Consider the following 15,871-nt stretch of genomic DNA (forward strand, 5'->3'; position numbering starts at 1 on the left):
CGCTACGAACGCGGCGGGAACAGCCGCACGACCTGGCCGCGCCCGCCGCCGCCGCCGCTGCCACCGGGCCCGGGCTCGAACGGCGGCAGCGCGGCGACCTGCTTCTCGATCACCGGCAACGCGCGGATGAGCGTCGCCTCGGCGTGGAGCGCCGAGCTCTGCGGTCCACACACCAGCACCACGCGGTAGATGCCGCCGAAGGCCCGCACCACCCGCTCGTGGGCCTCGCCCACCTCCGCGTCGCCCCGCCGCGTGCTGGCGATCGCGCGCATCGTCGCCACGAACGCGTGCCACTGCGCGGGGCTGCGCTGCAGCCCGATCTGCTGCAGCCGCGTCGCCGCCCGCTGCAGCCGCGCGCCGTCCTCGGCGGGCAACGACGCACAGGCCTGCGCGAGCGCGTCACGGGTGCCGACGACCAGCTCCGCGAACGCGAGGCCGTGCCGGTCGGCGGTGTTCGCCGCCGCCGAGACCCACGCCGCCACGTCGACGTCCTCGGGCCCGCGCGGCTGTAGCGAGCTGGCCCAGATCACCGGCGAGTGATCGTCGATGACGACCGCTGCGATGGCGTGGGACAGCTCGGCCAGCGCGATCATGGTCTCGTCGAGCGCGCCGCTGGCGAGCTCGGTGCCGGTGACCGGCTGGGGCGCGCGCGCGAGCCCAGCGGTCAGCGTGGTGGAGAAGGTCTGCGCCAACGCCTCGAGTCGGGCGCGCCGCGACTCGGCGTCGGGCGGCGGCGCGGCGAACACCGCGGTGAGACGAAAGCCGCCGGTGAGCTCGACCGACAGATCATGGGGTGCCGGCGGCTTCCACGTCAGCTCGAGACGAACATCGTCGGCCTCGAGCTCGCGCGCCACGAGCTCCAGCAGTCGCGCCATCGCATCCACCGGCGGAGCCTAACAGCGCGTCGCGAGCGCTCGCAATGCCGCGACGCCGCCACCCGCTCGCCGCGAACGCCGATCGGTCGTCTGGCCGAAAGTCGCGGGCGCCGAGCGGCGTTCGGGGGGCCATGACAGCACGAACCCTCATGACTGCACTCGGGCTCGCGGCCGCACTCGGCGCGTGCACGGGCAAGAAGGACACCAGCAAGCCCGACGGCGGCAACGCGGCTTGCACCGAAGAGGCCAAGGTCTGCCCGGACGGCAGCTCGGTCGGGCGCACCGGAGCCAACTGCGAGTTCGCCGAGTGCCCCGCGGCTGCCGACGGCGACGCCACGCCGACGCCCGAGGGCGATGCCCCCGAGGGCGATGCGCCCGACCCGGCCGACGCCGAGTAGCGGGCCAACCGGCTCGCGTGCGTGCGTCGGCGGAGCACCTCGCCCTCACACGCACGCGGGCGACCTCGCGGCGCCTCACCACTCGTCGCGGAAGCGCAGGATGCCGTCGCGCACGCGCTGGAACACCGCGGTGGTGGCCCGCACGTCGCCGGCGTTGTAGAGCGCGATCTGGGCCAGGTCGCCCTTGGCGTAGGTCGTCGCGACCATCGAGCCGTCCATGGTGTCCTTCGGGCTCGCGACGCCGAGCGCCCAGCACACGACGTCGAGCGAAGAAGGTCCGCGACCGTAGCCGCCGAGCACCGCGAACAGATCGAGGTGCGGTCGCAGGGCATACTTCGAGGCCAACAGATCGATGCGCACCGGCACGCCGTGGATGAGCGATCGTCCGATGAGGAACGGCACGTCGAAGCCGCGGCCGTTGTAGCTGACGACCACGTTCGCGTGGCCGGCGAGGGCCCAGAACGCGCGCAGGAGATCGACCTCGCTGACCGGACGGATCCAGTGCGGCAGCGCGGCGGTGCTGGGCTGCGGACCAGTGCCGTGGCCGCCGGCCGGCGGCACCACGAACACCGTGACGTCCTGCGTGCGGGGATCTTGATCGCCGTTGCCGACCGCCAGCGACACCACCTGCCCGAAGTACGGCGAGAGGCTCATGACCTTGGCCTGATCCCACTCGTTGCGCTCGGCGTGCTTGGCCACCGCCTGGGCGATCGTCGGCGGCGCCTTGCGCAGGTCGACGGCCGGCACGGTCTCGATGTCGAACACCATGACGTCGCACAACAGATCCGACACCAGCTCGTGGCCCTCGTCGACCAACGACGTGGGGTCGTAGCCAGACTCGCCGGGCTGTGCAGGCCGGAGCCCGCGAATCGTCAGCTGCAGCGCGCCCTTGTATTCCTCGACCTCGAACAACGCCTTGACGTGATCGCCGACCGAGAGCTCGTCGACCGCCGCCATCGCCCGGGTCGCGTCGCTCCAAATCTTGCCGGCCACGGTGCGCGAGCGATCGGCCAGGCGCAGCTCGCAGTACGGCTTGCCCTGGCGGGTCTGTGCGCGCCGCAGGTGACGTACGACGGCGAACGCCGTGTGCATGCCGGCACCGGCGACCAACGCCTCGAGATCGGCGACATGCGTGACGTCCTGCGGCTCCATCGGGGTGGCGGTTCCGCCACCAGTGTAGCTGTGTTATCAAGCCCGGCGCGAGACGAGCGGTGCTGCCTGCCGGGCGGTACCGGCCGCTCCCGCGCGAATCACATCCCCAGTCACGTCCCAGCCAGGAGAGACCATGCCACAGCTCAAGGGCAGCAAGACCCACGGCAACCTGAAGGCCGCCTTCGCCGGCGAGTCGCAGGCGAACCGCCGCTACCTGTACTTCGCGAAGGTCGCGGACGTCGAAGGCTACCCGGAGATCGCGGGCAACTTCCGCGAGACCGCCGAGGGCGAGACCGGCCACGCGCACGGCCACCTCGACTACATGAAGTCCGCAGGCGATCCGGCGACCGATCTCCCGATCGGCGACACCGCCAGCAACCTGCGCGCCGCGGTGGCGGGCGAGACCCACGAGTACACGGACATGTACCCGGGCATGGCGAAGACCGCCCGCGAAGAGGGCTTCGGCGAGATCGCCGACTGGTTCGAGACCCTCGCGAAGGCCGAGAAGTCCCACGCGGGTCGCTTCCAGGCCCTGCTCGACGGCATCAGCTGACGCGATCGCCTCGCCGCGCGGACGCCCGCGTCGCCGCTGCCCGCTGCGCAGCTCGACCGCGGGCGTCGCCAATTCGTGCGACCCTGGTGGCCCGAGCATGCGAGCGATCGCCCTTCTCACCTTGCTGATTGCCGCGTGTCACGGCCACGCGCCGCAGCCCCCGGTCGCCACGCCGAGTCGCACCAAGGACGTGATGGTGCTGGATCGCGAGGGCCACGCGGTGCCGTTCGACCGCCTGCGCGGCGATGTGACGGTCGTGGCCTTCTGGGCCTCGTACTGCGGGCCCTGTCGCGCGGAGCTGCCGGTGCTCGAGCGTCTGGCGCAGCGCTACGCCGACGATCCGGCGGTGCGCTTCGTCGCGATCGCGGTCGATGAGCCCGAGCAACGCGGGCTCGCCGATGCGACCCTCCACGAACTGGCGCCCTCGGTGGTGAACCGGTTCGCAACACCGGAGGCGCTCGGACCCCTGGTCGCGGTCGACGACTTCGGTCGCCCATCGATCGGGCTGCCGATGCTGACGATCCTCGATCGCGCCGGCCACCTGCACGCGGAGGTCGGCGCGGCGGGCACGATCGACGAGCGCGTCGCCGCCTATGCCCGGCTCGTCGAACTCGCGCGCCACAACGAGCTGCCCGAACGCCGCCCTCGGGGCACCGACGACTTCGTCGCCGAGCTGCGCATGGCCGACTGCGAGCTCATCGTCGAGGTCGCGACCCTGCCACGCACGCGCGCCCGCGCAATCGACGGGATCGTCGAGTTCCTGGGCATCTCCAGCGTCGCCGACACGCCCGAGCTGCGCGCGGACGTGGCGGCCGGGCTCGACGGCGGCGAAACCACGTTCCGCGCGCCGCTGGCGGGCGACGACTGTCAGCCGTCGCAGTCGACCGGCAGGTAGACCGGGTCGTAGCAGCTGGTCAGACGGAAGTCGAAGGTGCCGGTGAAGAGCTCGCCGCACCAGACGCGCACCTCGTCGTGGTACGAGGTGCCGGGCTCCATGCCGATGATGATCGGCACCTGGTTGAACTGATCGATCTTCGCGATGTCGGCCTCGACCACGCTGGCGGCGGAGCTGATCCAGTTCACGGTGAACTCGGTGCCGATCGGCACGGCAATCGACGGCGGCGTGATGGTGAAGGTGCAGTCGTCGTGGGCCACGAAGGTCACGTCGAGCACGCCGTCTTGCAGGTCGCCGCCGCTGCTGCTGCCACCCGTCTCGAAGGTGGTACCGGAGTCGCCGCTGGCGGCGGTCGTGCCGGGCTCGGTGGTGCCCGAGGTGGAATCACCGCTGCCGTCGGTACCGTCACCGGCGCTCGCGGACGCCGTCGCACTCGCGCTCGCACTCGCGCTCGCGCCGTCGTCGCTGCCGGCGTCGCTGCTCGAACCACCGCCCGCGGTCGCGCTCACCGTCGCGGTGGTGCCGAGCGAGTCGGTGCCCTCGGCCGAGGCCTTCGCACCGTCACCGGCGTCGTGGCACGCCAGCGGAATCAGCAGGCACGGGATCGAGAGCCACCGTGGACGCAGGCTTCGCATGTGCACGATCTAGCAGCGTGGGCACGGCGACGCGAGCCGCGACAGGCGAGCGCGACGGCGGCTGCAACCACCGCCATCGCGTTCCGTCTCCCCTCCTCGGGGCCTTCGCGTCGCGCGTGCGAAGCAGCGCTCTCGACATCACGCCTGCGGCCGGCGTCGTCGCCACAGTGGCAGCAGGAGCAACGCCCACGCGGCGCCGCCCGTGGGTGCGCCGCTGCGACAGCTGCAGCCGCCGCCGTCGTCGCTGCCGTCATCTGCAGGCGCACCGCCGCTGCTGTCGGCCGCGCCGGAGCTGGTGGCCTCGACGTCGCCGGTGGTCGTGCCGATGCCCTCGGTACCGCCGCTGGTGTCGGCGGCGTCGGTGGTGCCGCTGCCGCTGCCGTCGTCGCCGGTGCTCCCGCCCGTGCTACCGCCGGCCTCGCAGATCTCGGTGACGTGGCCGCAGTCTTCGACGCAATCGAGCTCGAGCGAGACCTCGCAGATGCCGTCGCCGCACTGCGGCGCGCTGCAGTCGGCGTCGCAGCTCGCCGCCGTCTCGGTGCCCGAGCACACGCCGTCGCCGCAGCTCGCCGTGGTGCCACACAGCGGCGTGGGCCAGCCGCCGTCGCACAGGGTCGGCAGCACGTCGGAGATCTGCGCCGCCGCACCGAGCTGCGGCGCAGAGTCGATGCCCGGGATGTGACCATCCTGCGTGTAGAGCTTCGCGATCGAGCAGTCGCCGGTGTCTTCGTAGTCGCCGCCGGGGCCCTGCACGTGCACGCCCCACAGCAGGCCGTCACCGTCGAACACGCCGGAGCCGGAGTTGCCGAGGAAGGTGTCGCAGTCGTGGCGCACGAGCCCCTGGTTGTTGAAGTCGACCACGTTGCACGAGCGCGCGATCTTCATCGGCACGCCGGTCGGGAAGCCAATCACGCCCAGCGGCGCGCCGATCTCTGCGGGCGTGGGACCCAGCACCGCCGGCACCATCCCCACCACGGGGCGATCGAGCTGCACGAATGCGATGTCGACACCTTGCAGCTCGGCGACCACGCGGCGGCAACCGTAGATGTCGTCGGGGCCCGGCATGAACAGCTCGCCGGGCGCGGTGTAGCGCAGCCCCGGTGCGAACGACGAGGTCGCGCACGCGTCGTCCTCGAGCACGCAGTGGCGCGCGATCACGATGAGATCGTCGTCCACCAGCGTCGCCGAACAGCTCGCCAGCACCGGGTCATCGATGAAGGCCTCGCCCTCGCAGAGGTTCTGCCGCTCGCCGAGCGTGGTGGTGGGCGACACCGCAGCGCCGTCGCAGATGCCCCAGCCGGCACGCAGCTTGAGGACGATCGACTGCTCGGCGAGGCTGCGCCAGGCCTCGTCGGTCTCGTCGTACACCTGCACGCGGTCGTCGACGCCGTAGATCGCCGCCTGCACGGGCGCGGTGCCCATGCATGCGGCGAACCCGGCGACGCTCGCGAGCACCTGGCTCGGCGAGCGGGGCATCACGGCGTGTGCCCCATCATGCGATGGTTGAAGTTCGAGATGAAGCCGAAGTCACCGACCATGTCCGCCCACGCGTAGGGCACCTCGGCGGCGTTGCTCCACCAGTCCAGATCGGCGACGCCGCCGGTGTCACGGCACGCGCGCACGCAGATGCTCGCCGAGAGGTCGTCGTTGCCGGCCATCTCGACCGCGATCACCAGGGCCTGGCCCTCGGTCAGCGTGATCGGCGTGTCGAGGTCGATGACGACGGTGCGCTCCTCGGTCGCGGCCTCGTCGGCCTCGATCGCGAACATCTCGTTGGCGACCGCGTCGGCGGGGTCCGCCGGTGGCTCGCTGCCCTCGATGACGTACACCTCCACGCGGTGCGCCATCGTGCTGTCGCACGCGCCCGCGCCCGCGGTGCCGATGAGATCGTAGACGAGGCTGGTCACCTCGAAGGGGTACGAGGCCGGTGTCAGCGTGGTGGCGGCCATGTGGCTCGCCTCGTCGGGCAGGATCGGCGACACCACCTCGCCCATGTTGCAGGTCTCGGGGGTGTTGCGAACCTCGACCTCACCACCGCCGCCGGTGGTGTCGGTACCGCTGCTGCCGTCCGCGCCCGTGGTCGGGTCGGAGCCGTTCGAGGTGCTCGCGTCGGTGTCGCTCGCGTCGGTGGTGGTGCCGTCGGTCGCGGTGGTCGACGCCGTGGTCGACGCGGTGGTCGACATCGTGGTGGAGTCGGTGGTGCTCGCGGTGGTGGAGGCGCCGCCGGTGCTCGAGTCGGCGCCGGTGTCGTCGTCGCCCGAGGTCGTGCAGGCCGCGCTGGACGCAGCCAGCAGCGAGAGGAGGGGGATCATTCGGATGTTCATCGCCAAGTCCGTGGGTTTCAGGAACCAGCTTTGCGGTTCGCCCCCCAAGGCGTGGCTGCGACGACGATGATCCACGGTCCAAACGTGACCAATCTCAACCCGGCATCGCATGCCGTCCCGGCAGTCCCCGGGGACGGGTCCCCGGGGACCGCGGGCCGCCGCAAGCGATCGGTGCAGTGCCCATCGCCGGTCTGCGCTCGCGAACTGCGACTGGCATCGGCGCTGCAGTCGTGGGCACCCGAGATGCTCGACCTCCACCGCCCCCGCTCGCTTCTCGCTCTCGCGTCCGTGTTGCTGCTCGCCTGCGATCCCGCGGGAGGCTCGTCGAACGACGACGGCGATGGCGGCGGCGGCGGAGCCGATGCCAGCGTCGCCGCGCTCATCGACGACGCCATCGAGCAGAGCAACGACAACATCGAGATCGTCTGCGACTGCTGGGACGAGGCGGGTTTCGCCTCGCGCGGCGCGTGCCTCGAGGATCAGATCCTGCCGGCGCAGCGGCGCTGCGTCGAGGATGCCTACGCCCGCGACGCCGCCGCCTCGCGGCTGTACCTCGAGTGCGTCGTGCCGCTGATGCGTGAGCTCGGCACGTGCCTCGACGCGCGGCTCGACTGCGTCGATCCGTCGACGGTCGACGCGTGCTTCGCCGACTTCGATCTCGGCCGCGAGTCCTGCGTGCAGGTGCCGCTGTCGGTACAACGCGCCTTGGACGACTGCGACCCCGACGACGGCACCGACCCGGGCACTGCACCTGGGCCGGATCCAGGTACGGATCCAGGTACGGATCCGGGTACGGATCCACCGCCACCACCGCCCGCGCCGAGCGACGACCCGCCCACCGACCCGCCAGCCCCGGCGCCCGGCGGCTAGAACCATCCGACGCCGCGGATGCGAAACGGCAGCATCAGCTGCGTCGAGGTGCGGGCGAAGCGATCGAGGTCCACGACCTCGTGGACCCCACGCACGGTCGCTCCCCCGCGATCGCAGGCGTACAGCGAGCGGGCATAGAACGGCGCGTCGACCAGGGTTCGCAACAATCGCGTGTCATCGCCGCGCTCGCTCCGGGTCGAACGCGGCAATCCCCAGCGCGACGGGCCCAGACTGGTGGTCACCGCGGGCTCGATCCGATCGATGCCCGCCGGGCCATATCGCAGCCCCAGCCGACGCTCGACCCCGTCGCGATCGGTCACGTCGTACAGCAATGCGGTGGCGTCGCCCTCGTTCGACCGCGACCAGGTCCAGCTGCGCAGCGACTGCTCGAGCGCTTCGCAGCCGCGGTTGCTGTCGTGATAGCCCGGCCCGACGAATCGCATGGCCGGGGCATCGAGGTCGACCTCGATGCTCGCGCGCGGTGCAACCGGCCACCACAGGTGTCGCCCGGCGCCATCGAGCGCGAACTGCTGCGTGCGCCAGCCGTGCGCCTGCAGCCGGATGCGACCACGTACCGGCCGCCCCCACGGATAGGTGCGCTCGTCGATCTCGACCACCAGTCCGCGATCGTCACGCGTGATGCGGCTACGCCCCAGCGCCAAGGTATCCCCGTGCCGCGAGACCTCGGCGCCACGATACTCGGTGAACACCCACGCGTTCGCACGCGGCCCGTGCACGACCACGTTCAAGCCGCAGTGCGCGAGCGGGTCGGCGGCGCGACCACGACCTCTGGCGCGGAAGTACGCCGGCGAGAACACCGAGCCGACGAATGCGATGACCGTCACCGCGTGTTCGGACGCCTCGTCGAACCCATCGATGTACCACCACAGATACCCGCCGGGTCCGACCTCCACATCGAAGGCAGGGCCGCGTGCAGCGGCGGCCCCACGCGAGCTCCCGTCCGACGCGTCGGCATCAAGCATCGCGCGCTCACGATACCGGCACGGGACGGGGCCGCGGACGGTTCCTTCGACGCTGCCCACCACGCGCGACGCGGGCGAGATCTCCGACGAGAAGCGTACCCGAGCGCACGCGCGAGCGATGGGACGGATGCAGTGCGCGGCCGGTCGCCGCCCGAACGGTGGCTCCGCGTACCCTCCACCACGCGAGTCTCGGAGGGACGGGGCGACGCGCCGGCGGTACGCGGACACACGCGTCGGACGGGTCGCCTACGCAGCCCGATGCGCGTGCGATCGGCGTTGCGTCGTTCCCCGCGAGGGTCGCCACGGGTGCGCTGTCGCAACCCGCTGCACCAACGTTGAACAAGCGCGGCCGCAACGGCGCGCTCGCTCGGCCTGCGCCGCCGACCGCACGCGGTGGCGTCCCCCTGCTCAGCGCCAAATTCGAGCCTCCGAGGCCTGCGACGTCGCCTCGAGGCCGAGGTGCGGCGGCCCACACCTGCACCAACGTTGAACGATCAGGACACCGCCCGCGCGCACCGGCGATCAGTGCACGACGTTGGCAGTCGACGAGGTGGGTCGCCAAATGCCGAGCGTCGACGCCGTGCCCGAATGGCCGGTCGTCACCGCGAGACTGCGTCACACGTGTCCGCGGATTCTGGTCGCGAGTGCCGGCCCAAACCGGTACGCTCGGAGTGAGGGTTGCCGTGGAAAAAAACGCGACGGAATTCCAGATGAACGGGCTTGGCGAATCGTCCTTCGCCAGCCAACGGCGCCCCGCCCCCGAGCACGAGGCGCCGCGCGAGCCACAGCCGCAGTCCGACCCACGGCTGCTCGCACTCGTGGTGGCCAACGACATCATCCCGCGCCTGCTACTCGCGCACCGACTCGACGAGATGGCGGACGATCAGAGCCCTGCGCCCCAGCCGGCCCCGCCGACCCCAGACGACATCGCGCAGCTCGTGGAGATCGCGGTCGCGATGGACACCGACGGTGCCGTTGCGGCGGTCGAGGCCCGAATCTCGCGCGGCGAGTCCTACGAGGCGGCGTTGCTCGACTTCGTCGGCGGCGCTGCTCGCATGCTCGGCGAGCAATGGTTCGACGACGAGCGCTCGTTCGCAGACGTGACGATCGGCCTGGCGACGCTGCATCGCGTGGTGAGCGTCATGCGACACCGGCTGCGCGCGCCGGGCTGCTCGCGTGGGCTCGTGCTGCTGCTGGTCGGGCCCGGTGAGCAGCACACGCTCGCGATCCACATCCTCGGCGACTTGTTGGTGCAGGCTGGCTGGGACGCGGACGTTCGGCCCGTGTTCGAAGAGGCCGAGCTCGTCGCCACCGTCGCCACCGAAGCGGTCGTGATGGTCGGCATCTCGATGAGCACGGACTGCGAGCTCGAGCCCGTCACGCGCACGGTGGGCCGCATCCGGGCCGCGTCGTTGAACCGTGACGTAACCGTCTTGCTCGGTGGCGCCACGGATCTGAGCGACTATGCTAAGAAGATCGGAGCTCACTACTTCGCTGACGCGCGGCATGCGCTCGACTGGCTCGATCGCCGCGGCACCATCGCCCTCTAGTCGAACATGTCGATGCTCCTCACAGGTTCCAACGCGGCCCACGCGATCCTCGACCCGGAAGCCAATCCGCTGACCGCCCGCGTCATCGCATCGATCTGCGACATCGCCCTGGTGATCGACGGCAATGGCGTGATCGTCGAGATCAACGCGAGTGCGGAGTTCGAGGCCCTGCCCGCCTTCCGCGAGCTGGTGGGGCAACGGTGGATCGACCACCTGACCAAGGACTCGCACGCCAAGGCCGGACACCTCCTCACGGAGGCACGGCGGGGCCAGACGTCGCGCTCGCGCGAGATGAACATGCGGATCGCCGGGTTGGGCGAGGTGCCGTTTCGCTTCACCGGCACGCTCGTCGACGGCGAGCGGGTGCTCGCGTTCGGCCTCGACATTCGCTCGGTCGCGGCGGTGCAGCAGCGCTTGGTCAACGCGCAGCTCGCGATGGAGGCCGAGTTCCAGCGGGTACGCCAATCGGAGGCGCAGTACCGGGTGCTGTTCCACGTCTGCTCGGAGGGCGTGGTGCTCGCGCAAGGGCCTCGCCATCTGATCACCGACATCAACCCGGCAGCGCTCAAGCTGCTCGGCAAGTCACACGAATCGGTGCATGGCAAGTCCGTGCGCGACCTCGTCGCGCCGTCGAGCCACGAGGAACTCGCCGGGCTCATCGCATCGGTGGAGGCGGGAAAGAACGTCACCGTCGAGGTGCGCACCGCCGGCGAACCGGGGGTCGACGTCACCGCCCAGCTCACGGTTTTTCGGCAGGCCGGACACGCCGTCTTCCTGTTCCGTTTCTGGCCCGAGCGCATGGAGGCCGCGGCGGCGGTCGACGACGCTGGTCGCGAGCGCACGTTGCGGGTGGTTCAGGCGATGCCCGATGGCTTCGTCGTCACCGACCACGAGCTCCGCATTCTCACCACCAACGCCAGCTTCTGTGAATTGGTGGAGCTCGCCTCGGAGACTCAAGTCGTCGGCACCGCGCTGGGTTCGTGGCTCGGTCGCGCCGGTGTCGACCTCAACGTGATCGTGTCGAAGCTGCGGAGCGACGGCGTCGTGCGCAACTTCTCGACCGTCATTCGCGGTGACCTCGGTGGTGAGCGAGGCGCGACCGTCACGGCCGTCGCCACCCCCGAGGGCGATTCGCGCTACTTCGGCTTCACGATCCGCCCGACCGTCGATACCGTGGGTGCGCGCCGCGGGTCGTTCCAGTCGCGCTCGCCCGAGCAGCTGAAGGCGCTGGTGGGGCAGACGTCGCTGAAGGAGATCGTGCAAGAGTCGGCCGACATGATCGAGCGGCTCTGCATCGAAGCCGCACTCGAGGTCAGCGGCAACAACCGCGCCGTGGCGGCCCATCTGCTGGGCCTGAGCCGACAGAGCCTCTACACCAAGATGCGTCGCTACGGGCTCGAAGAGTTCCCACTCAAGGCGAGCACCAACGAGTGGGATCCCTGAGCTCGCGGAGCGAGCCGCGATCGCGGGCCTCGCCAGGCGTGGTGCCCGGCGCTCGCCCATCTCGAAGCTAGCAGCCCGTGGTGAAACTCCGTGGCGCGAGAACGCCGTCATCGGACCCCGTGGCAAGACGCGAGGACGAAGGAATACCTGGCGTATTTCGAGCTCCGAGCAACGCCGCCAAGGGGTCCGAGGGCGGTGTTATCGCGTCGCGGAGTTTCACCACGGGCTGCTGCGCGAGCGCCGTCGCGAGGGCGACGGGGCCGCCCCGCCGAGGCAGCCGCCGCGTCACCCCCCTTGGCGCGCTCACTGGCGGAAGCTCTTCACCTTCTTCAGCAACTCCTCGACGACCTCGGGCTTGTCCTTCAGCTCGGGATTCGGCGCCATGTTGGCGCTGAGACCCACGGCTGCACCGCCTTCGACGATCACCTTTCGAATGCGGGCGTCGTCGGGCTGCCAGGTGCTGCTGTGGAAGTTGCGCGGGGACGGCTGCAGCACCTTGCCGGCCTCGCCGTCGCCGTTGCCCTCCTTGCCGTGGCAGGTGGAGCACTTGGTGTCCCAGACCCGCTGTGCCTCGGCTACGGCCTCGGGGTTGCCCGGAGGGGCTTCCGCGTTGTCACACGCGCCCAGCAACGAGAAAACGGCAAACAGTGAGAGTGGGACCTTCGGCATCGCTACCTCTTCGCGCATACGTTTTGATGGAGAAGCACCTCTTTGCAAGCCAGGCCGCAAAGAGGTGCTTCGTGTCGTACCTTTGTCTACATCTCCTCCGCCTACGGTAGGGCGGAGTTCTCGACCCGGCCCCCGGACGCTGCCTTCGCGCCTTCGAGCCAGTTGAATCGAGGTGTGCTGAGCAGCACGAGATGGATCACGATCGCCAGTCCGAACAGGAAGACCGAGAGACCGATGAGTGCTTGGCGGGGATCGAACAGTAGCCAGATGCGGTGCATGGCAGGCTCCTACGTCAAGAACGTTTGTGAAATGGTGTTGGAGATTTCGAGCATCGTGGTGTAGCCGTTCTTGCCCGGCACCCACGGGCGCCACATCCAGACCAAGACATGCGCCGCGACGGCGATCAAGGTGAATGTGATGAATCCCGACATGAAGAATTTGTGGAACTCCTGGGCCTGCTTTTCGGTCAGCCCAGAAGGGGAGAATAGCTCTTCGTTTGCCATGATGTATGACCTCCGATGTTTCCTTTCAGTCGACGCGGCTCCGATCCGCATGATTGGGTTTGTTCGGGCTTGCGCCCACTCGGAGATCGACTGAGGCGACGTGCTCGCGGCCGACTCGGGAGGCCCCCGCACGTCGAGCCGTTCGCTCGGCAGCGTCGCGAAGTTCCTTGGCCGCCGAGATCCGGGTCAGGATCGGCGTCGAGGACAGCGCGTCGTCGATGGCGCGCTCGGCCGCCTCGTCCCACGGCAGCTCCTCGTGCACGCGGGCAGGCGTCGCGTCGACCGCGTCCAGCTGCTTGCCGAGGGGCAGAATCGCGAACAATGCATCGAACAGCGCATTGCACACCTCCTGCAAGAGATAGGTGGCACCGCCGTAGCCCATGAAGGGCGTTCCGGGACAGCGTCGAATCGCGGTACCGGGAAAGGACGCGGGAATGTAGATGCCCGGGCGCGCAGCCTCGGCCATGTACATCCGCTCGTTGTACGAGCCGAAGAGAATGAGTGGCGTCCGCGAAGTGACCGCCTCGCGCACCGCGGCGTTATCGGTCTTCTGACCCGGCTTGCGCGAGATCGCGAAGTTGCACGGCAACCCCAGCTCGGTCTCGAGATAGGCCTGGATGCCGCGGGCATAGGTATCGTTGGCAACGATGCCGAAGCTCGCGGTGCCGAAGAAGTCCTGCGTGACGCTGCGCCAGAGGTCCCACATCGGCTTGAGCGTGGTGTGCTTCTCGCGCTCGATGAACGGCTCGACGTCGAGCTCGAGCATCTCCCCCAGCGTTCGTAGGAACCTCGTCGTCGTGTCGAGTCCGATCGGCGCCTGCAGGTACGGCACGTCGAGTTCCTCGCACAACAGCCGCCCGAACTCCCGGTACATCACGACGTTGACGTCGGCGTTGACGAGCTTCGGCACGTCGGCGAGGTGGGTGCCCAGCGGAAAGGTGAGGTTGACCTCGGCGCCGATACCCTCGAGCAAGCGGCGGATCTCCGCGAGATCCGACCACGTATTGAAGTAGCCGTAGCTGGGGCCGATGATGTTCACGCGCGGCTTGCGGCCGGGATCGCGTGCGGGCTTCTTGGGCTTCGCCCGCTTCTTCGGGCCGAACTGCTGGAACAGCCACAGCAGCGCTCGATCGGCGCTCTGCCACTGGTCCTCGTCGATGGTGCGCGGCAGGAACCGTTGGATGCCGGTGCCCTCCGGGGTCACGCCGCCACCAATCATCTCCGCGATCGAGCCGGTGACGACGACGCTGGGCAGGCCGGGGTCGAGCGTACCGTGGGCGCGCTTCATGGCCTGCTCGGTACCGTGCTTTCCGAGCTCCTCCTCGGACAATCCGGTCACCACGATCGGAAGCTCGTGCGGCGGTAGCCCGTCGGTGTAGTGCAGCACCGAGGTGACCGGCAGGTTCTCGCAGCCCACCGGACCGTCGATGATCACCTGCAGGCCTTTGACCGCGGTGAACACATACACGGCGCCCCAATAGCCGCCGGCACGGTCGTGATCGAGCACTAGCATCCGATCGCACCATCGTCCTTCGGCTTGGCCTTGGCACGGTCGCGCCGGAACTCGGGCCGCTCCCGCGGGAGTTCCTCCCACACGCCGGCCGCATGGCCTTGACCCACGCCCTCGAAGAACCTGCGCATGCTCGACATGCGCTCGTGGTTTGCCATCGCGGTGTTCACCACCTGCGCCAGCGAGCCGGCCCCGGCGGCGCCCATCAGCGGACGGGCGGAGATGAGGTTGGTGAAGTACAGTGCAGGCGTGCCCTGTTGCTTCGCCACCTGCACCACCGGCGTGGTACCGATCACGAGGTCGGGCCCGTGTTCGCGCATTGCGGCCAGGTCTTGCTCGAGCGAGGCCCGGTATTGCACCGTGACGCCGCGGGCATCGAGCCACTGTCGATCGGGCTCGGACCACGGCGTCGCCGGGCACGCGGTGCCGACGTACTTCACCTCCGCGCCGCTCTCGATCAGCAGCCGCGCGACCAACAGCTCCGAGCCCTCGTAGCCCGACACGTTGATGCGCCCGCGAATCGGCGAGCCCGCCAGCGCGCCGTCGATCGCGGCCACCGCGGCGTTCTTGGCGGCTGCGATGCGTTCGGCCGCCACGCCACACGCGTCGCCGATCGCGTCGAGCCAGGCCGCGGTTCCATCGCGACCCACCGGCGCCGAACCGATCGCGCGACGCCCCGCGAGCGCGAACTCGCGGATCGATGCGGTGTAGAAGGGGTGGACCGCCGCGACCACGGCGCAGTCCAGCGCGGCGTACAGCTCTCGCCACTCGCGCGTGGGCACGACCGGTCCGGCGGCGAGCCCGAGCGGCTCGAGCAGTCGTCCGATCGTCACGGGATCGACGGGGAACATCTCGCCGAGCAGCGTCACCGTCGGCTGGGTCGCGCGGCCTTGCCGAGGCTCGGCCACCGGGCCCTGCTCGACCTCGCCGCGCGCGTGCGCGAGCATGGCCCCGGCGAGGATGTCCTTGGCCTCGGCATGGGTCGGCACGCCGAAACCCGGCACGTCGATGCCGATGATTCGAACGCCATCGATCGCGCGTGGCAGCAGGCGCAGCGGGACCCCGGACGCCGTCGGCACACAGAGGTTGATGACCACCACCGCGTCGTAGTCTGCCGGCTTCGCGACCGCATGCACCGCGTCGCGCAGGTCTTCGAACAGCTTGCCGGTGACCAACGACTCGGAGTCGAACGGAACGTAGCCGACGGTTCGGCGCGCACCATAGAAGTGCGAGGTGAAGGTCAGCCCGTACACACAGCACGCCGAGCCGCACAGCAACGTTGCGGTGCGACGCATCCGCAGGCCCACGCGGAGCGACCCGAACGCGGGGCACATGCTCTGCGGCTGGTCGTGGGGCCCGACCGGATAGTCGGCGGCATAGCGCGCGAGCAGCTCGCCCTGCCCGGCCGCCGCTGCGGCCACGCGAAGCTTCACCTTGCCGCCCGAACAGCTCGCAGCGGTGTCGACCGTGTCAGCGGTCGGAGGATCGATCGACTGGTCCATCGGATGCGC

At 69.9% G+C, this 15,871-nt stretch carries 17 protein-coding genes; 6 read left to right on the plus strand and 11 right to left on the minus strand.

The window, feature by feature from the left end; translation table 11 throughout:
- Nucleotides 1-2: 2 nt before the first annotated feature.
- Nucleotides 3-875 (minus strand): hypothetical protein, encoded by an 873-nt coding sequence (locus IPH07_26915; protein MBK6921057.1) that lies wholly within the window; start codon nucleotides 873-875, stop codon nucleotides 3-5.
- 131 nt (nucleotides 876-1,006) lie between these two features.
- On the opposite strand from IPH07_26915, the gene IPH07_26920 reads away from it, so the two are divergent.
- Complete coding sequence (locus IPH07_26920) at nucleotides 1,007-1,273, plus strand: hypothetical protein (protein ID MBK6921058.1); 267 nt, start codon at nucleotides 1,007-1,009, stop codon at nucleotides 1,271-1,273.
- 75 nt (nucleotides 1,274-1,348) lie between these two features.
- Here IPH07_26920 and IPH07_26925 read toward each other — a convergent pair whose 3' ends face one another.
- Nucleotides 1,349-2,425: a ribonuclease H-like domain-containing protein gene (locus IPH07_26925; protein MBK6921059.1), complete on the minus strand. Its 1,077-nt coding sequence runs from the start codon at nucleotides 2,423-2,425 to the stop codon at nucleotides 1,349-1,351.
- Between the two features lie 133 nt (nucleotides 2,426-2,558).
- Here IPH07_26925 and IPH07_26930 point away from each other — a divergent pair, with 133 nt between their 5' ends.
- Both IPH07_26930 and IPH07_26935 read left to right on the plus strand, forming a co-directional pair.
- Nucleotides 2,559-2,978 carry a rubrerythrin gene (locus IPH07_26930; protein ID MBK6921060.1) on the plus strand — a complete coding sequence of 140 codons (420 nt, stop codon included), beginning with the start codon at nucleotides 2,559-2,561 and terminating at the stop codon, nucleotides 2,976-2,978.
- A 97-nt stretch (nucleotides 2,979-3,075) separates the two neighbouring features.
- Complete coding sequence (locus IPH07_26935) at nucleotides 3,076-3,873, plus strand: TlpA family protein disulfide reductase (GenBank protein ID MBK6921061.1); 798 nt, start codon at nucleotides 3,076-3,078, stop codon at nucleotides 3,871-3,873.
- Here IPH07_26935 and IPH07_26940 read toward each other — a convergent pair.
- The 3 genes from IPH07_26940 to IPH07_26950 form a co-directional block, all read right to left on the minus strand.
- Nucleotides 3,846-4,508, minus strand: coding sequence for a hypothetical protein (locus IPH07_26940; GenBank protein ID MBK6921062.1), 663 nt, complete (start codon nucleotides 4,506-4,508; stop codon nucleotides 3,846-3,848). The two genes, IPH07_26935 and IPH07_26940, sit on opposite strands and share 28 nt — an antisense overlap.
- Nucleotides 4,509-4,646: 138 nt before the next feature.
- Nucleotides 4,647-5,987: a trypsin-like peptidase domain-containing protein gene (locus IPH07_26945; protein ID MBK6921063.1), complete on the minus strand. Its 1,341-nt coding sequence runs from the start codon at nucleotides 5,985-5,987 to the stop codon at nucleotides 4,647-4,649.
- Complete coding sequence (locus IPH07_26950) at nucleotides 5,984-6,820, minus strand: hypothetical protein (protein MBK6921064.1); 837 nt, start codon at nucleotides 6,818-6,820, stop codon at nucleotides 5,984-5,986. The genes IPH07_26945 and IPH07_26950 overlap by 4 nt, the downstream gene beginning before the upstream one ends.
- 300 nt (nucleotides 6,821-7,120) lie before the next feature.
- Here IPH07_26950 and IPH07_26955 point away from each other — a divergent pair, with 300 nt between their 5' ends.
- The gene (locus tag IPH07_26955) at nucleotides 7,121-7,702 is read left to right on the plus strand and encodes a hypothetical protein (GenBank protein MBK6921065.1); all 582 of its coding nucleotides are present in this window, start codon (nucleotides 7,121-7,123) and stop codon (nucleotides 7,700-7,702) included.
- Here the strand turns inward: IPH07_26955 and IPH07_26960 are convergent.
- Nucleotides 7,699-8,685, minus strand: coding sequence for a carotenoid 1,2-hydratase (locus tag IPH07_26960; GenBank protein ID MBK6921066.1), 987 nt, complete (start codon nucleotides 8,683-8,685; stop codon nucleotides 7,699-7,701). The two genes, IPH07_26955 and IPH07_26960, sit on opposite strands and share 4 nt — an antisense overlap.
- Nucleotides 8,686-9,395: 710 nt before the next feature.
- On the opposite strand from IPH07_26960, the gene IPH07_26965 reads away from it, so the two are divergent.
- The gene (locus IPH07_26965) at nucleotides 9,396-10,235 is read left to right on the plus strand and encodes a cobalamin-dependent protein (protein ID MBK6921067.1); all 840 of its coding nucleotides are present in this window, start codon (nucleotides 9,396-9,398) and stop codon (nucleotides 10,233-10,235) included.
- Nucleotides 10,236-10,247: 12 nt separating this feature from the next.
- Nucleotides 10,248-11,678 (plus strand): transcriptional regulator PpsR, encoded by a 1,431-nt coding sequence (ppsR, locus tag IPH07_26970; protein ID MBK6921068.1) that lies wholly within the window; start codon nucleotides 10,248-10,250, stop codon nucleotides 11,676-11,678.
- Between the two features lie 303 nt (nucleotides 11,679-11,981).
- Here ppsR and IPH07_26975 read toward each other — a convergent pair whose 3' ends face one another.
- The 5 genes from IPH07_26975 to bchY form a co-directional block, all read right to left on the minus strand.
- Nucleotides 11,982-12,347 carry a c-type cytochrome gene (locus IPH07_26975; protein ID MBK6921069.1) on the minus strand — a complete coding sequence of 122 codons (366 nt, stop codon included), beginning with the start codon at nucleotides 12,345-12,347 and terminating at the stop codon, nucleotides 11,982-11,984.
- Between the two features lie 101 nt (nucleotides 12,348-12,448).
- On the minus strand, nucleotides 12,449-12,625 hold the full coding sequence (locus IPH07_26980) for a light-harvesting protein (protein ID MBK6921070.1): 177 nt from the start codon (nucleotides 12,623-12,625) through the stop codon (nucleotides 12,449-12,451).
- Nucleotides 12,626-12,634: 9 nt separating this feature from the next.
- On the minus strand, nucleotides 12,635-12,850 hold the full coding sequence (locus IPH07_26985; protein MBK6921071.1) for a light-harvesting protein: 216 nt from the start codon (nucleotides 12,848-12,850) through the stop codon (nucleotides 12,635-12,637).
- Between the two features lie 25 nt (nucleotides 12,851-12,875).
- The gene (gene bchZ, locus IPH07_26990) at nucleotides 12,876-14,363 is read right to left on the minus strand and encodes a chlorophyllide a reductase subunit Z (GenBank protein ID MBK6921072.1); all 1,488 of its coding nucleotides are present in this window, start codon (nucleotides 14,361-14,363) and stop codon (nucleotides 12,876-12,878) included.
- Complete coding sequence (gene bchY, locus IPH07_26995) at nucleotides 14,357-15,862, minus strand: chlorophyllide a reductase subunit Y (GenBank protein MBK6921073.1); 1,506 nt, start codon at nucleotides 15,860-15,862, stop codon at nucleotides 14,357-14,359. The genes bchZ and bchY overlap by 7 nt, the downstream gene beginning before the upstream one ends.
- Nucleotides 15,863-15,871: the final 9 nt, after the last annotated feature.

The organism is Deltaproteobacteria bacterium, from assembly GCA_016709225.1.
GTDB classification, from domain to species: domain Bacteria; phylum Myxococcota_A; class Polyangia; order Nannocystales; family Nannocystaceae; genus Xiheibacterium; species Xiheibacterium phototrophicum.

What these genes read in the sequence shown, in the direction of transcription:
- IPH07_26915 (MBK6921057.1), bottom strand. Translation starts at nt 875, where the DNA reads ATGGCGCGACTGCTGGAGCTCGTGGCGCGCGAGCTCGAGGCCGACGAT.
- IPH07_26920 (MBK6921058.1), top strand. Translation starts at nt 1,007, where the DNA reads ATGACAGCACGAACCCTCATGACTGCACTCGGGCTCGCGGCCGCACTC.
- IPH07_26925 (MBK6921059.1), bottom strand. Translation starts at nt 2,425, where the DNA reads ATGGAGCCGCAGGACGTCACGCATGTCGCCGATCTCGAGGCGTTGGTC.
- IPH07_26930 (MBK6921060.1), top strand. Translation starts at nt 2,559, where the DNA reads ATGCCACAGCTCAAGGGCAGCAAGACCCACGGCAACCTGAAGGCCGCC.
- IPH07_26935 (MBK6921061.1), top strand. Translation starts at nt 3,076, where the DNA reads ATGCGAGCGATCGCCCTTCTCACCTTGCTGATTGCCGCGTGTCACGGC.
- IPH07_26940 (MBK6921062.1), bottom strand. Translation starts at nt 4,508, where the DNA reads ATGCGAAGCCTGCGTCCACGGTGGCTCTCGATCCCGTGCCTGCTGATT.
- IPH07_26950 (MBK6921064.1), bottom strand. Translation starts at nt 6,820, where the DNA reads ATGATCCCCCTCCTCTCGCTGCTGGCTGCGTCCAGCGCGGCCTGCACG.
- IPH07_26960 (MBK6921066.1), bottom strand. Translation starts at nt 8,685, where the DNA reads ATGCTTGATGCCGACGCGTCGGACGGGAGCTCGCGTGGGGCCGCCGCT.
- IPH07_26965 (MBK6921067.1), top strand. Translation starts at nt 9,396, where the DNA reads ATGAACGGGCTTGGCGAATCGTCCTTCGCCAGCCAACGGCGCCCCGCC.
- ppsR (MBK6921068.1), top strand. Translation starts at nt 10,248, where the DNA reads ATGCTCCTCACAGGTTCCAACGCGGCCCACGCGATCCTCGACCCGGAA.
- IPH07_26975 (MBK6921069.1), bottom strand. Translation starts at nt 12,347, where the DNA reads ATGCCGAAGGTCCCACTCTCACTGTTTGCCGTTTTCTCGTTGCTGGGC.
- IPH07_26980 (MBK6921070.1), bottom strand. Translation starts at nt 12,625, where the DNA reads ATGCACCGCATCTGGCTACTGTTCGATCCCCGCCAAGCACTCATCGGT.
- IPH07_26985 (MBK6921071.1), bottom strand. Translation starts at nt 12,850, where the DNA reads ATGGCAAACGAAGAGCTATTCTCCCCTTCTGGGCTGACCGAAAAGCAG.
- bchZ (MBK6921072.1), bottom strand. Translation starts at nt 14,363, where the DNA reads ATGCTAGTGCTCGATCACGACCGTGCCGGCGGCTATTGGGGCGCCGTG.
- bchY (MBK6921073.1), bottom strand. Translation starts at nt 15,862, where the DNA reads ATGGACCAGTCGATCGATCCTCCGACCGCTGACACGGTCGACACCGCT.